The organism is Mesorhizobium loti (assembly GCF_013170705.1).
GTDB classification, from domain to species: domain Bacteria; phylum Pseudomonadota; class Alphaproteobacteria; order Rhizobiales; family Rhizobiaceae; genus Mesorhizobium; species Mesorhizobium loti_D.
Genome location: NZ_CP033334.1, coordinates 1,067,582 through 1,081,118, shown reverse-complemented (window position 1 = coordinate 1,081,118; position 13,537 = coordinate 1,067,582). Strand labels below are relative to the sequence as shown.

The 13,537-nt window shown below is 64.5% G+C and carries 16 protein-coding genes; 7 read left to right on the top strand and 9 right to left on the bottom strand.

Features of this window, described 5'->3' with window-relative positions; genetic code table 11:
* Window positions 1-329: 329 nt before the first annotated feature.
* Window positions 330-1,400 (top strand): tetratricopeptide repeat protein, encoded by a 1,071-nt coding sequence (locus EB815_RS05130; RefSeq protein WP_056574423.1) that lies wholly within the window; start codon window positions 330-332, stop codon window positions 1,398-1,400.
* Between the two features lie 92 nt (window positions 1,401-1,492).
* Here EB815_RS05130 and EB815_RS05125 read toward each other — a convergent pair whose 3' ends face one another.
* The 3 genes from EB815_RS05125 to leuD all read right to left on the bottom strand — a co-directional run bounded on the left by EB815_RS05125 (window position 1,493) and on the right by leuD (window position 3,641).
* Entirely contained in the window at window positions 1,493-1,984 is a 492-nt protein-coding gene (locus EB815_RS05125; RefSeq protein WP_155772495.1) for an ester cyclase, read from the bottom strand.
* Between the two features lie 48 nt (window positions 1,985-2,032).
* A complete protein-coding gene (locus EB815_RS05120; protein ID WP_056574417.1) occupies window positions 2,033-2,971 on the bottom strand; it encodes a hypothetical protein in 939 nt (312 codons plus the stop codon).
* 64 nt (window positions 2,972-3,035) lie between these two features.
* Window positions 3,036-3,641 (bottom strand): 3-isopropylmalate dehydratase small subunit, encoded by a 606-nt coding sequence (leuD, locus tag EB815_RS05115; RefSeq protein WP_056574414.1) that lies wholly within the window; start codon window positions 3,639-3,641, stop codon window positions 3,036-3,038.
* 235 nt (window positions 3,642-3,876) lie between these two features.
* Between leuD and EB815_RS05110 the strand changes: the two genes are divergently transcribed.
* The 4 genes from EB815_RS05110 (at window position 3,877) to EB815_RS05095 (ending at window position 5,983) form a co-directional block, all read left to right on the top strand.
* Window positions 3,877-4,188, top strand: a complete 312-nt coding sequence (locus EB815_RS05110; RefSeq protein ID WP_056576380.1) for an ArsR/SmtB family transcription factor — start codon at window positions 3,877-3,879, stop codon at window positions 4,186-4,188.
* Window positions 4,188-4,634 (top strand): SRPBCC family protein, encoded by a 447-nt coding sequence (locus EB815_RS05105; protein ID WP_056574411.1) that lies wholly within the window; start codon window positions 4,188-4,190, stop codon window positions 4,632-4,634. The genes EB815_RS05110 and EB815_RS05105 overlap by 1 nt, the downstream gene beginning before the upstream one ends.
* A gap of 38 nt (window positions 4,635-4,672) precedes the next feature.
* Window positions 4,673-5,161 carry an SRPBCC family protein gene (locus tag EB815_RS05100; RefSeq protein ID WP_056574408.1) on the top strand — a complete coding sequence of 163 codons (489 nt, stop codon included), beginning with the start codon at window positions 4,673-4,675 and terminating at the stop codon, window positions 5,159-5,161.
* A 75-nt stretch (window positions 5,162-5,236) separates the two neighbouring features.
* Window positions 5,237-5,983, top strand: a complete 747-nt coding sequence (locus tag EB815_RS05095) for a DUF72 domain-containing protein (protein WP_056574405.1) — start codon at window positions 5,237-5,239, stop codon at window positions 5,981-5,983.
* Window positions 5,984-6,230: 247 nt separating this feature from the next.
* Here the strand turns inward: EB815_RS05095 and EB815_RS05090 are convergent, their stop codons facing one another.
* From EB815_RS05090 to EB815_RS05070, 5 genes are read right to left on the bottom strand one after another with little or no spacing between them, the layout of a single operon-like run.
* Window positions 6,231-7,397, bottom strand: a complete 1,167-nt coding sequence (locus EB815_RS05090) for an NAD(P)/FAD-dependent oxidoreductase (protein ID WP_056574403.1) — start codon at window positions 7,395-7,397, stop codon at window positions 6,231-6,233.
* A 28-nt stretch (window positions 7,398-7,425) separates the two neighbouring features.
* Window positions 7,426-9,021, bottom strand: a complete 1,596-nt coding sequence (locus EB815_RS05085) for an ATP-binding protein (protein WP_056574401.1) — start codon at window positions 9,019-9,021, stop codon at window positions 7,426-7,428.
* Complete coding sequence (locus EB815_RS05080; RefSeq protein WP_056574398.1) at window positions 9,012-9,704, bottom strand: response regulator transcription factor; 693 nt, start codon at window positions 9,702-9,704, stop codon at window positions 9,012-9,014. The genes EB815_RS05085 and EB815_RS05080 overlap by 10 nt, the downstream gene beginning before the upstream one ends.
* Window positions 9,705-9,707: 3 nt before the next feature.
* The gene (locus tag EB815_RS05075; protein WP_056574395.1) at window positions 9,708-11,255 is read right to left on the bottom strand and encodes a DUF4153 domain-containing protein; all 1,548 of its coding nucleotides are present in this window, start codon (window positions 11,253-11,255) and stop codon (window positions 9,708-9,710) included.
* Entirely contained in the window at window positions 11,252-11,446 is a 195-nt protein-coding gene (locus EB815_RS05070; RefSeq protein WP_056574392.1) for a hypothetical protein, read from the bottom strand. Before EB815_RS05070 ends, EB815_RS05075 begins: the two co-directional genes overlap by 4 nt.
* 402 nt (window positions 11,447-11,848) lie before the next feature.
* Here EB815_RS05070 and EB815_RS05065 point away from each other — a divergent pair, with 402 nt between their 5' ends.
* Entirely contained in the window at window positions 11,849-12,730 is an 882-nt protein-coding gene (locus EB815_RS05065; RefSeq protein ID WP_065005465.1) for an HpcH/HpaI aldolase/citrate lyase family protein, read from the top strand.
* Between the two features lie 36 nt (window positions 12,731-12,766).
* Entirely contained in the window at window positions 12,767-12,973 is a 207-nt protein-coding gene (locus tag EB815_RS05060; protein ID WP_027047555.1) for a DUF1737 domain-containing protein, read from the top strand.
* 19 nt (window positions 12,974-12,992) lie between these two features.
* Here the strand turns inward: EB815_RS05060 and EB815_RS05055 are convergent, their stop codons facing one another.
* Window positions 12,993-13,415, bottom strand: a complete 423-nt coding sequence (locus EB815_RS05055) for a metallopeptidase family protein (protein ID WP_056574387.1) — start codon at window positions 13,413-13,415, stop codon at window positions 12,993-12,995.
* Between the last annotated feature and the right edge of the window lie 122 nt (window positions 13,416-13,537).

The window sequence follows — 13,537 nt, the reverse complement described above, 5'->3', positions numbered from 1 at the left end:
CCATGGGCCAACGCAGACCAATCGACGGTGCAATATCTCCAATGCCAGCGGGCCAGCTCTCTGCTCGCCAGGCGTTCGTCGTTCGGAAAGCCAAGCAATGTTGCTTCCCGTCCGAACTCGTCAACCCCTCCAAAGGGAATCTATCGTTTTCAACGAACACTGCAATTTCTGCTTGCATTTAGGAACAAAAGCGGAACTATAAGTATCCGCGAGAGCAGTCGCAGTAACTCTGGGGGGTCAGAGCCATGTTACGCCGCACCGACGCGCTGGCACGCGCATTTGTTGCCGGGCTATTGCGCGGGCCCCTGGTGGTCCTTGCAGTTGTTATCATGCTTGGTGCTCTGACCGCTCCGTCTTCGGCCGTTAGACGGGACTATGCGCTTTGCTTCGGTGATGAAAAAGGCTCGGACGACGACAGCGGGCCCATCTACGGGAACGAAGCGAGCGTCGACGATGGCGCGGCCGACCGGCGCATCGCCGCCTGCTCGGTGATTGCAGAGGACCCGACCGAAGCGTTGCTCCTGCGCGCCAAAGCCTACTTCTACCGAGCGTCCGCCCGGAACGACAAGGAAGACTGGGACGGTGCGATCGCCGACTATGGCGAGGCGATCGCGATCGATCCCAAGCAGGCTGCGGCCTACTTCAACCGTGGCGCCGACTGGTACAACAAGGGAGACGACGACCGCGCAATAGCCGACTTCGACGTCACCATAAGCTTGGAGCCGTCCGCCAGCGAGGCCTATTCCAGCCGCGGCGCGGCCTTCCTGCGCAAGGGCAATATCGACGCGGCTATGGTGGATTACCAGCAGGCGATCGAGGCCGATGCGCAAAACAGCGCGGCGCATACGGGACTCGGTCAGGCTTGGGACAGGAAAGGTGAGCGCGACAAGGCGAGCGCCGAATATGATGAGGCTATCCGGCTTGACCCGACCGACATGATCGCGCTTCTCAACCGCGCCCTCAACCGCCTCAACCGGGGTGAGTTCGATCAAGCGATGGCCGACTACGACGCCGCCATCGGTATCGACCCCAAGAGTGCCGAAGCCTATGCCAACCGCAGCGCGGCCTGGCTCAGCAAGGATGGCTGGTTGCGCGCGATCGCCGACGCCAGCAAAGCGATCCAACTCGATCCGGCGATCGTCGACGGCTATTATTTTCGAGGCCTCGCCTGGGCGAGCAATGGCAACAAAGATCGCGCCATCGCCGATTTCGGCAAGGCGATCGAGCTCGATGCGAACGATGCGCGATCCTGGTTCGTCCGTTCGCTGACGCGGGCGCTGAGCGGCGATGCCACCGGAGCCGCCGCCGACTGCCGAAAAGCCATCGCGCTCGATCCAGAGCGGGCCGGAACCTGCGGCGACCAGCTTGCCGGTGGCGACGGCAAGCCGACCTCGCCATAAGGCTTCAGCCGAATTTCACCGCTGCCTAAAGGCGCGAAGCAAGTCCGTCCGACCGGCCGGATGGCGGGCCCCCAACAGTGAGCCGGTGGAGGTCAGGCTCGCAGTTGGGCCAGGACGCCTGCGATATCGCCCATGCCCCAATGCTCGACGATGCGATCGTCTTGCACCCGGAAAATGTCGCATGAGGTGAAGCGAAGTGCCCGACCGGTCGGTGCGACGCCGAAATAGGCGCCCTTGTGCGTACCGCTGTAGACGAAACTCGCCGCGACATGGTCCTTGTCGGCGACCACGACTTCGATGTCGACCTTGAGATCCGGCATTGCCGCCAGCCGCGCCTTGAAGAAAGCCACAGTCGCCTGTTTCGGGGTGACATTCGCCGGCGGCGGTGCCGCGGCGCTTTGTTGATGATTCACATAGGTGTCGGCGAACAGTTCGGAGAAGCCGTCGATGTCGCCCGCGCTCAATGTCGCCGCGAACCGATCCGCCAGCGATTGCGGCGCGGTCGCCGCCCGGGCGAGAGCCGGTGTGAGCAAGCCGCCGCCAAGAAGCAGCGCGGCTGCCGTTACTTGTCGCCGATTCTGCATCGTGACCTCCGTCGGCAAATGGCAACGGGAAGACGCCCTGGCGACCCGTTAATTCGGCGACCCAAGCGCCTTGTCCAGCGCTTCCTTGACATCTGCCGGCCATGTCGCCGTCGGCGGCCAGGCGTCCGGCTCGGGCTTGTCGCCGCGGCGGGCGAAGTAGAGCTTGTGCTTGGCCGGGTCGACCGCCATGAAGCCGTCATTGCCGCCGCAATCATGCGGCACGCAGCCGCTGGCATAGAAGACGCCGGACGCGGTCTTTTCGGTGCCGCCGCCGACCAGCAGGCTGGTCGCCATGTCGGGCATGTCCTTGCCGAGCAGCTTTTCGGCTTCCTTGTAGACGGCCTCATTGTGGAAGGCGTCGATGATGTTGTCGTATTTCGACGGGTCGATATCCTTCCAGTCGGTGCCGGGTTCGGGCATGTAGATCAGATTGCCTGATGTGGTCAGCCCCGATGTCGGCGACCATTGCAAGGCCGGCTTCTCATCGCCCGGCAGCAGATAGGGCACGAAATAAATGGCGCTGTCGGAGATTGCCGCCGGTGGCGCGCCGCATTCGTCCTGCTCGACCGTCGTGGTCTGGATCTCGCCACCTTCCGGCTTCCACACGATGACCTTTACCGGGCCGCATTGATTGCCGCCGTCGCCGACATCGACCAGCGCCACATTGACGTCGCCGATCTTCACGATCTTGTCGAAGAAGACATCGTAGTTGCTGGCCAACTGCTTGCCGTCATAGGCGAGCACCTTCTCGCCATCCTGCTCCGGCTGCGTGATGGTCAGTTGGCCGCCCTCGAACGGTATCGGCGCCTGGCTGTCATTGTCGGCGGGCGCCGCGTCGCTGGTGCTTGACGATCCCGGGTCGGCCGGCTTCTGGGCTGCCGCGGGCGTCTGCTGCGCGGCGGGCGTCTGCGTCTGCGCGAAGCCGCCCATGGTGGGAACCAGCAACAAGGCCAGCCCGCAAACGCTGGCAAGAAGCGAACGTGCCATGACTATCCCTCCCCTCAGTCGATGCGAGCCCGGCCTGAAAGCGGCCGGGATCGGATGGTGCCGCTCAGGCCCAGGGGCGCTGCTCGGCGTTGCGCTTCTCGAACGAGGCGATGGCGCCGGCCTTCTCCATGGTCAGGCCGATGTCGTCGAGGCCGTTGAGCATGCAGTGCCGCTTGAAGTCGTCGAGGTCGAAGGTGACGACGCCGCCATCGGGGCCGCGGATCTCCTTGGCCTCGAGGTCGATCGACAGAGTTGCGTTGGAGCCGCGCGAGGCGTCGTCCATCAGCTTCTCGAGATCCTCGGGGCTGACGGTGATCGGCAGCACGCCGTTCTTGAAGCAGTTGTTGTAGAAGATGTCGGCGAACGAGGTCGAGATAACGCAGCGTATGCCGAAATCGAGCAGCGCCCACGGCGCGTGCTCGCGGCTCGAACCGCAGCCGAAATTGTCGCCGGCAACGAGGATCTGCGCCTTGCGGTAGGCCGGCTTGTTCAGCACGAAATCCGGGTTTTCCGAACCGTCATCCTTGTAACGCATCTCGGCGAACAGGCCGGTGCCGAGCCCGGTGCGCTTGATCGTCTTCAGATAATCCTTCGGGATGATCATGTCGGTGTCGACATTGACGATCGGCATCGGAGCGGCGACGCCGGTGAGCTTGGTGAATTTTTCCATGGCTTTGGCCCGTGTTTTCGTTGCGGGGGATTTGCTGAAGCTCCGTTTACACAAAGCCGCTGGCAAATAAAAGCCAACTGTTCGTGCGCGCCGGCACAAGGGGTGATGCATGACGCCCAAAATGGCTGCGGTTTTGCAAAGGCTGATGTTTTCCGCGGTGCCGCATCGCGTCGCCACGACGCGAGATCTTGCCGCTTGACATGCAACCAAATGGTTGCATATTAAAGCCATGAGCATGGATGCAGTCTTTCGCGCGTTGGCCGACCCGACACGCCGGCAATTGCTGGACAGCCTCCACGCCAGGAACGGGCAGACGCTGAACGCGCTTTGCGCGGAGATGGACATGACGCGACAGGCGGTGACCAAGCATCTGGCGATCCTGGAGGAAGCAAACCTCGTCACCACCATCCGCAAGGGGCGCGAGAAGGAGCATTACCTCAACCCGGTTCCGATCAACGAGATCGCCGAGCGCTGGATCGGCAAATTCGAGCGGGGGCAATTGACCGCCCTCAGCGACTTGAAGAGACGCCTCGAAAGGAAAGACTGATGAGCAACAGCTTCGTTTACGTGACCTACATCCGCACCACGGCCGAAAAGCTCTGGGAGGCCCTGACCGACCCGGAGTTCAACCGGCAGTTCTTCCTCTGCTCCTATCAGGAGAGCGAGTGGAAAGTGGGTGCCAGCTGGAAGCTGATCCTGCCTGACGGACGTGTCGCCGACAGCGGCGAGATTCTTGAGATCGACCCGCCGCGGCGCCTGGTCATCAAATGGCGCAATGAATGGATGCCCGAGGTCAGGGAAGACGGCTACACGCGCTGCACCTTCACCATCGAGCAGGATGGCGAACTGATGAAGCTCGCCGTGACCCATGAAGCGGACGGGCCGCACAAACTGATCGGCAACGTCGCCAGGGGCTGGCCGCTGGTGCTGGCCAGCCTCAAGAGCCTGCTTGAGACCGGCAAGGGCTTTGAGCGCCCGCCATCGAAAGGATGAAAGGATCGTTTCGGTAGCGAAACGAATTGGAGGCATCGATGATGCATGATCCCTGGGTACAGAGCATGACCAATGGCGAGACGATCATGGCATCGGCCGAGATCGAGGCGCCGCCGGAACGCGTCTTCCGGGCACTGGTCGGCAAGGAAGTCGAGCAATGGTGGGGGTCCGCCGACAGCTACCGGATGGTCGATTGGTCGGCCGATCTTCGCGTCGGCGGCCGCTGGACGGCCACTGCGCGTGGCGCCGACGGCAGGGACCTGCCGGCCAGCGGCGAATTCGTCGAGATCGAGGCGCCGCGCCGGATCGTGCAGACGCGAGCTTACGCATGGGACCATCCCACGCTTGGCCGGCGGCAAACCATGCTTGCCTGGCTGCTGCAGCCGACCGCCAGGGGCACGCGCCTGACCATCTGTCATGGCGGTTTCGCCGGGCTGGCCGAAGCGGCGACCGAGCATGCCGAGGATTGGGGCCGGGTGCTGGCTTGGCTGCAGGCGTATCTGGCCGGGAGGCTGGCGGCGGCTTGAGAAGCAGGTCAGTGGCAGCGACGCTTCACGCTCTCTCGTCTTGACCCGCACCGCCTCTGGTCCACATCCCCATGCATGGAAAGACAGGGATGCTTCATAGGCACGGCCGGCTGGGGAATCCCAACCCGGCACAAGGAAGGCTTCCCGCAGCCCGGACCACATCTCGAGCGTTACGCCAAGCGTTTTTCCATCGTCGAGATCGACACGTCCTCCTACAGGCCGCATCGCCGCGAGACCTATGAACGCTGGGCAAGTTCCGTCCCGGAGCACTTCCGCTTCGCCGTGAAGACGCCGAAGGCCATGACCCACGAGCATCGTCTTGTGGATTGCGATGCGCTTGCCGAAGTGTTTCTCCAGCAGGTCGAGGGTCTTGGCGAAAAGCTGGGCGTGCTTCTGGTGCAACTGCCGCCGAGCTTGCCGTTCGAGCCAGACATCGCCGGCGGCTTCTTCGACATGCTGAGCAAGCGGACAAAGGCAAGGCTGGCCTGTGAACCACGCCATCCCAGCTGGTTCGAAGCGGCAGCGGAAACGCTTCTGGCCCGCCGCCAGGTTGCACGTGTGGCCGCCGACCCGGCGCCGGTCCCTGCCGCGGCGGTGCCGGGCGGCTGGTCCGGCCTTGCCTATTTTCGCTGGCATGGCGTGCCGCGTGTCTACTACTCGGACTACGATGCCGAAAGCCTCGACCGGATCGGCCGCCAAGTGCGGGAAACGGCAGCATCGGGCGGCGAGGTCTGGGGCATCTTCGACAACACGGCCCAAGGCCACGCGCTTGGCAACGCTCTCAAGGTTGATGCGATGGTTGCAAAGACTTCGTCATTCTAGGGCGGAGCAAGGAGCGAAGCGACGCGGCGAAGACCCTGGAACCATGCCGCGACGTTGATGTGTCGTGACGGATCGGAACTATTAGGACAACGCACGGGCGTTTCATTCTGCACCGCTGGAGCCCTTCGGCAGCGGTAACGGCACGGATTCCAGGGTCTCCGCGACGGAGCTTCGCTCCTGCTCCGCCCTGGAATGACGAACAAAATGGGACGCCGTGGCAAACACCGAAGATCGTAGCCCAGTCCCCTCAAATCACATTCAGTTCCCGGAATGCCCTTCCTTCGGCCACGCGTTCGTAGCCGAACGCCGAGCAGTCGATCGTCCGATACCCGCCATGCACGACGAGTTCCGCCAGCGCCTTGCCCACCGCCGGCGCCTGCTGCAGGCCGTGGCCGGAAAAGCCATTGGCGAAGAGGAAATTGCCGACCTCGGGATGCGGGCCGATCACGGCGTTCTGATCCAGCGTGTTGTAGTCATAATGCCCGGCCCAGGCGCGGGTCGGCTTGATCGCCTCGAAGGCCGGAATGCGGGTCGCCAGCGCCGGCCAGATCACCTCTTCGAACAGCGGCCAGTTGACCTCGAAATCGGCGGGATCGGCCGGACCGTCGATCTCTTCCGGCTCGGCGCCGCCAGTGAGGTAGACCGAGCCTTCAGGGCGCACATAAATGCCGGAGGGATCGACCAGCAGCGGCATGTCGGCATATTTCTCGCGCGCCTCGAAGACGAAGACGTTGCGCTTGCGCGGCTCCACCGGCAGCGCCAGCCCGGCGAAAGCCGCGACATTGCCGGCGTTCGGCCCGGCGGCATTGACGACGATGCCGGCGGCAAGCGTCTGGCCATTGTCGAGGGAGACGCCGGTGACGCGGTTGCCTTCGCGCGCAATGGCGGTGACCGAGGCGGCGATGAAATCGATCTTCTTGTCGCGCAGCGCCTTGCGGAACAGCATCAGCATCGCATGCGCGTCGAACCAGCCTTCGCCGGTCCGGCCATAGGCGCCGGCGGAGATGCCTTCGGTTGACAGCCAGGCGAAACGCCGCGCCAACTGCTCGGCGTCCTCGAGCACGATGTCGGCGCCCTCGGCCATCTGCGCCTCGTGATTGGCCTTTAGGATCGGCAGGCCGTCCTCCCCGGCGAGGATGAGGTAGCCGCCCTCGCGAAATCCGATATCGGCGTCCGCGCCGAACTCTTCCTTCAGCCGCCGGAACAGTTTCAGGGTGAACTGCGACAGCCGGATGTTTTCCGGGATGGAGAATTGCTGGCGGATCGAGGCCATGGACAGTGTCGTTGCCGCGTGGGCGAATTGCGGGTCGCGTTCGATGAGCGCTATGGAGCCGGAAAACCCTTCCTCGCGCAGGTAGTAGGCGATGGAGGACCCGACGATGGCCCCGCCGATGATGACGATGTCGTAGCGCATTTTTTCTCCGATCCGGTCGCCGGCCTCTCTACGCCGCCGGCAGAATGATCTCGAAGCGCGTGCCGCGTTCGGAGTCAACCAGCCCGATCGAGCCATCATGCGCTTTCAGGAGGGCCAGCACGATGCCGAGGCCCATGCCGGTGCCGCCGGAATCCCGGCGCGTGGTGAAGAACGGCTCGAAGATGCGCGCCCGGTTGCTGGGCGAAATGCCGGCGCCGTCGTCGCCGACCAGCACCGTTGCCTTGCCGCCGGCACTTGCCGCCGTGATCGAAACCAGTGTCGCGCCGTGCCTGGCGGAATTGTCGATGAGATTGGCAAGCACGATTGCTCCGTTCTCGCCCGATATGCGCAGGGCCAGATCGCCGCCGGCCTCGACGCGAACCGCCAGCCTGCTGTCGACCGGCAGCAGCGCCAGCGCGGCATCGATCGAGGTGCTTTCGCCGCTGGGTGCGAGGTTTTCGGCTTTCGCCAGGTCGAGGAGCCGGCGCACCAGAAGATTGAGCCGCCCGGCATCGGTGACGATATTGTTGGAGAAGCGCCGCCGCTCGACATCATCCATCGCGCTGCCGGAATCGCGCAGCAGTTCCGCCGCGCCCTGGATCGCCGTCAGCGGCGACTTGAGCTCGTGCGAGACATGGGTGGCGAAGGTCTGGATCGAGTCCGAGCGCGCCTGCAGCTTTTCGGCCATGTCGAGGAAGGCGGCGGAAAGCTCGGCCATCTCGTGGGTGCCGTGGTGGTCGAGCGGCCGGATCGCGTCGCGCTCGCCGGCGGCGATGCGCTGGGTGCGGTCGATCAGCGCATAGATCGGCCGGCTGACGGTCCGCAGGAAGACGAGGCCGATGAGCAGCGTGCCGCCGAGAATGGCGATCGCCGCCAAGGTCACCTTGCCGCGTTCGCCATAGAGATGCTTGACGATGTTGTTGGGCGTCCGCGACACGTAAACCACGCCTGCCACCTTGCCGTCGACGGCCACCGGCATGGCGACGAAGACACGCACCCTGGTGCCGCGGCTGACCGAATAGAGCGGCGGCGCCGGCTGGTCGGGGATGCGCAGTCGCAACGCACTGTCATAGCGGCCGGCAAGCGCCTCGCGAACCTCCTCCACATTGGCCAGCGACTGCCCGATCTCGTTGCGCCCGGCAATGACGACGCCCGCGGGGTCGAGCAGCCGGAAGCCGGCCAGCGTGGTTTTCTGCGTCGCGTCGAGAATGCCTGACAGGCGCGTACCGATCGCGGCGAAGGCGGGATCGGCGGTGGCTGGTATCGCCGCCGGCCGGGTCGGAAGCACGGAGTCGGAGGCGAGATCGAGGCGTGGCTCGATTGGCCGGTAGGGTCCGTCGATATTGGCGCCTCGGCTCGCACTTCCGTCCGGCTGCGGCATCGGCGCGCCAAGCTTGTCCGGCGCAATGCCCGCGTCACGCACCTCCTGCGCGTAGATGGCGGCGATCGCCGCCCCTTGCGCGATCAGCTCCGCCTCGGTCTGCCGGATCAGCTGGTTCTCGTAGAGGCGGAAGAAGAACAGGCCGACCAGCGGCAGCGCCATCACCAGGATCAGGATGGCGACGACGACCGTGGCAAGCCGTGGCCGCCATTTGCGGCCGATCCATTTGCTCGTCAGCCGCATCGGCCGAGCCGGAAGCCGACGCCATGCACGGTCTCGATGACCTCCTGGCAACCGACCGCCGCCAGCTTGGCGCGGATGTTGCGGATATGGCTGTCGACCGTGCGGTCGGCGACATGGATTTTTCCGGCATAGGCATTGGCCATCACCGCGTCACGGCCGAGCACATGCGTCGGCCGCGCCAGAAACCCTTTCAGGATCGAGAACTCGATGCCCGTCAGGGCAAGCGGCTCACCGTTGAAGGCGGCCGCGTGGCTGGCCGGCGCCAGCGTGAGCTTGCCATGCGAAAACTGCGTGTCGTCGGCGGGTTGGGGCACCGCCGGGCGCGCGCGGCGCAGGATGACGTTGACACGGGCGACGAGCTCGCGCGGGCTGAACGGCTTCGTCACATAGTCGTCGCCGCCCATTTCGAGACCGAGGATGCGGTCGATCTCTTCGTCTCGCGCGGACAGGAACAGCACCGGCACATCGGATCGCTGCCTGAGCCGCCGGCAGACCTCCAGCCCGTCCATCTCGGGCATGCCGATGTCGAGCACGATGAGGTCGGGCGGATGCCGTTCGACCGCCTGCAGGGCGGCGGCGCCATCGGAAACGGCTGAAGTCTTCATGCCGGCCTTTTCCAGCGCGAAGCAGATCACTTCGCGGATATGCGGATCATCGTCGGCGACGAGGATGTGATGCGGCATGGATCAGCGGCCCGGCAAGGAAGGTTGCGGAGGCTGAGGAAGCACGAGCGACCCCTTGCTGTCGAGATATCGAAGCAGGCGCCAGTCGCGAAAGCTCCAGGCACGCCAGTTCTGCTGGACGGTGCGATACCAGTCTTCGTCACTGGCCCGCAATCCTTCAAGTTCGCGGACAGCGCCCGCGGCAGGCGTTTTGCCCTGATGATCGAAGAACCGATCGAGCGCCGCAAACGCGCCCGGACCGAGCGAGCGCAGATACCAGGCGTCGAGGGGAATGCCCTGGCCGGTCATTTCGAAGGAATGGTCGACATTGTAGTTGGCGATCGTGGCCGCGAAGTTGATGAAGCAGCAGGCATAAAGCATCGCCGATAACGTCAGAAGATTGGCGGACAAGAGCCATTCATTGGATTTTCCAAGCGCGATGCGGGCGATGATCAGCACAAGGCCCGCCGCCACCAGCACCATCCAGACGAAGGCGGCGATGCGCCAGTAGGTCAGCGCGTAGATGCCGACATAGAGGTCGAGCCGCAGGATCGACGAGATGACCAGCATGATGTTCTGCGCCACCCAGGCATAGACCAGCCGGCGGATGACGGGATCCCCTGAGGTCTCGCTGCCGGGCCTGAGCGCCGCAAGGACAAAACCGGCGGCAAGCAGCGCCGTGACGATCAAGGGATAGGCGCCGCGATGCGCATAGGCGGCGTAGCTCAACCCGTCGGGAAGCGCGACCCCGCCCCACAGATAGGTGGCGTCGAGCCCGGTCTGCAGCGCGAACAGGATGTTGAAGACGACGAGCGCGCGCAGGATGGCTGCCTTGCCGAACACTATGTCCTCGACGACGTGCCTGTCCGGGACGGCTGCCGGTTGGGCATCGGCAGGGGGATGGTTCGGCCGAGGGGTGCGCAGCCGGAATCGCGGCAGGCGTGGCCGCAGAAAAGCCCAGACGCCGGCGAGCACGAACAGCCAGAAGGCAATCCGCGCCAGCTGGATGAGATCGAGCAGTTTCATCAGGTCGATCAGCGACAGCCAGTAATCGATGACCGGATTGGCGGCGCCGAACAGCGCCAGGAAGACAGCGCCCAGCGTCAGCGGCATCACCCAGACGGCGATCGCCGCCAGCCGGATACGGCGCCCGCCGAACCGGCGCGCGGTCTTGCGCCAGCGGATGAAATCATTGGCGAACCGGAACGGGGCCGCCAGCCAGAACAGTACGATCTGGCCGGCAATGCGGGCGATGCGGTGTCGCAAGCGGCCGCTCAGCGAAAGCACGAACACGACCAGGGCCGCCAGCGCGATCGCTACCGACAGGGCGCTGACGTTTTCGGCGAGCGGCAGCAACGCGACAAGCAAGGCGGCGGGCTTGAGCCAGACCCTGCCGTCGCTGAAGGCCGCGGGATGCACCGCCACGACCGCGGCGGCGACCAGGAGGGCGAACAGGAAAACCGTGATGGCGGCGGGCTGGCCATAGAAGAGAAAATCCGCCAGCACGACCAGCAGCACGGCAACGCCGAAGCGGCTGCAATAGCTTGGTGCCGCTGTGAAGAACGATGTCATGAGCGGACCTTCCTGATGGCATCTGGCCTGATGGCATCTGGCCAGATCGCGGCCGACCGCATTGGCGGCGGGCTCTTGCGGACAAAGGGAATGAGGATCGCCGCGGGATTAGCGCGCGGCGGATCGGCCATCCACCAGCCGTCGCTGCGCAGCCGGTAGGGCAGGGACCAGGTTTTTGCTCGCTTGTGCATGCCCCCCGTCTCGCAGGCCGGTGGGGAAGCGATGCGGCGGATCCGAGGAGCTTTTCCGCAGGCCTGTGCAGTTTTCGTGCAGGGCTCTTTCCTCTCCCTCCGGAGGGGGGAGGTGGCTCGGCGAAGCCGAGACGGAGTGGGGGAACCACCTGGCAAACGCCGCGAACGGACATAGGAAGGGCGCTAGGCGCAAGCATCGCCTCGCCTAGCACCCAAGGATCGACCCCCACTCCGTCGAGCTTCGCTCGACACCTCTTCCCCGATCGACGGGGGAGAGGAAAGACCGCTTCCGCAACAGCTGCAGAGAACGGAAGGCAAGGGAGCGCAAGCTTTCGCGGTTGGCTCGTGTCAGGTACCGGTCGGACGCTTGCCTCACCCGCCCACAGGCGGCATAGATCGAGCATGACAACCGAACCCTACCGCCCGCGCCGCTCGGTGCTCTACGTCCCGGCCTCCAACGACAAGGCGCTGGCCAAGATCGCGCAGCTTGCCTGCGACGCCGTCATCATCGACCTCGAGGATGCCGTCGCCCCGGCCGACAAGATCGCCGCTCGCGACAAGCTGGCGGGAATTTTCGCCAATCGCCCCGCTAGACGCTGCGAGATGGTGGTGCGCGTCAACGCGCTGGCCAGCGAATGGGGCGCCGACGACCTGCTGGCCGCGGCAAGATTCGAGCCCGACGGCATCCTGTTGTCCAAGGTCGCCACACCGCGCGATATCCTTGAGGTCGGCGACGTGCTCGATGACAATTTTGCCCCCGACAGCGTGAAGCTGTGGGCGATGATCGAGACGCCCAAGGCCATGCTCAACATCGGCGCGATCGCCGAGCTTGGCCGCGATCCGGCCTCACGGCTCAATTGTTTCGTTGCCGGAACGAATGACCTGGCCAAGGACACCGGCGTGCTGGCGACGCCGGACCGGCGCTACCTCGTGCCATGGCTGATGCAGATGGTGCTGGCCGCGCGCGCCGGCGGTCTCGACATGCTCGACGGCGTGGTCAACGATTTTCGCGACCTCGACGCCTTTGCCCGCGAGTGCGCGGAAGCGGCGGCCATGGGCTTCGATGGCAAGACCCTCATCCATCCGGCCCAGATCGACGCGGCGAACCGCGCCTTCGCGCCGGCGCCGGCGGCGCTGACCGAGGCGCGCCTGGTGAAGGACGCGTTTGCCCTTGCCGAAAACAGCGGCAAGGGCGTGATCGCGCTGAATGGCAGAATGGTCGAGCGGCTGCACCTGGCGCAGGCCGAAAAACTGCTGGCGAAGGCGGCCGCCATCGGCGCATGATCGCGGCCAAGTTCATTCACGACAGGACTTGAGAAAATGAAACTCTACCGCTTTCTGACCGGCCCGGACGACGCCAGCTTCTGCCACAAGGTGACGGCGGCGCTGAACAAGGGCTGGCACCTGTTCGGCTCGCCGACCTATGCCTATGACAAGAAAGCCAAGACCATGCGTTGCGGCCAGGCCGTGGTGAAGGATGTCGACGGCCAGGAATACGGGCCGGACACCAAGCTCAGCGACTGGTAGGGGCTTCCTCTCTTCGAGCCTATTCAGCCGCTTCCTCGATCCGCTCCATATCATCGTCCGACAGGCCGAAATGGTGGCCGATCTCGTGGATCAGCACATGGGTGACGATGTCGCCCAGCGTTTCCTCGTTTTCGGCCCAGTAGTCGAGCATGGCGCGGCGATAGAGCGTGATGCGGTTCGGGCCTTCGCCGGTCTGCGGGTTCCAGCGCTCGGCGATGCCGCGTCCCTCGAACAGGCCGAGCAGGTCGAACGGCGTTTCCAGCGACAGGTCGTCCATGATTTCGTCGGTCGGGAACTCGGCGATCTGGATGACGATCTCGCCGGTCAGCTTGCGAAACTCCTCCGGCAAATGGGCATAGGCCTCCAGCGCGAGGAACTCCAGCTCCTCCATCGAGGGCGCAAGTTCGCCGTGCCAGGTGCGGGTCTTGTAGATGCGGGCCATGCTTTGTCCTTTGATCCCGGCATATAGGCTTTCGCACCGGTCGAGGCAAATAAGAGGGATGAGGCGCGCAGGGATGAGGAATAAATTCCTTGTGACTCTGCTTGACTCTTCAATCGCCCTCT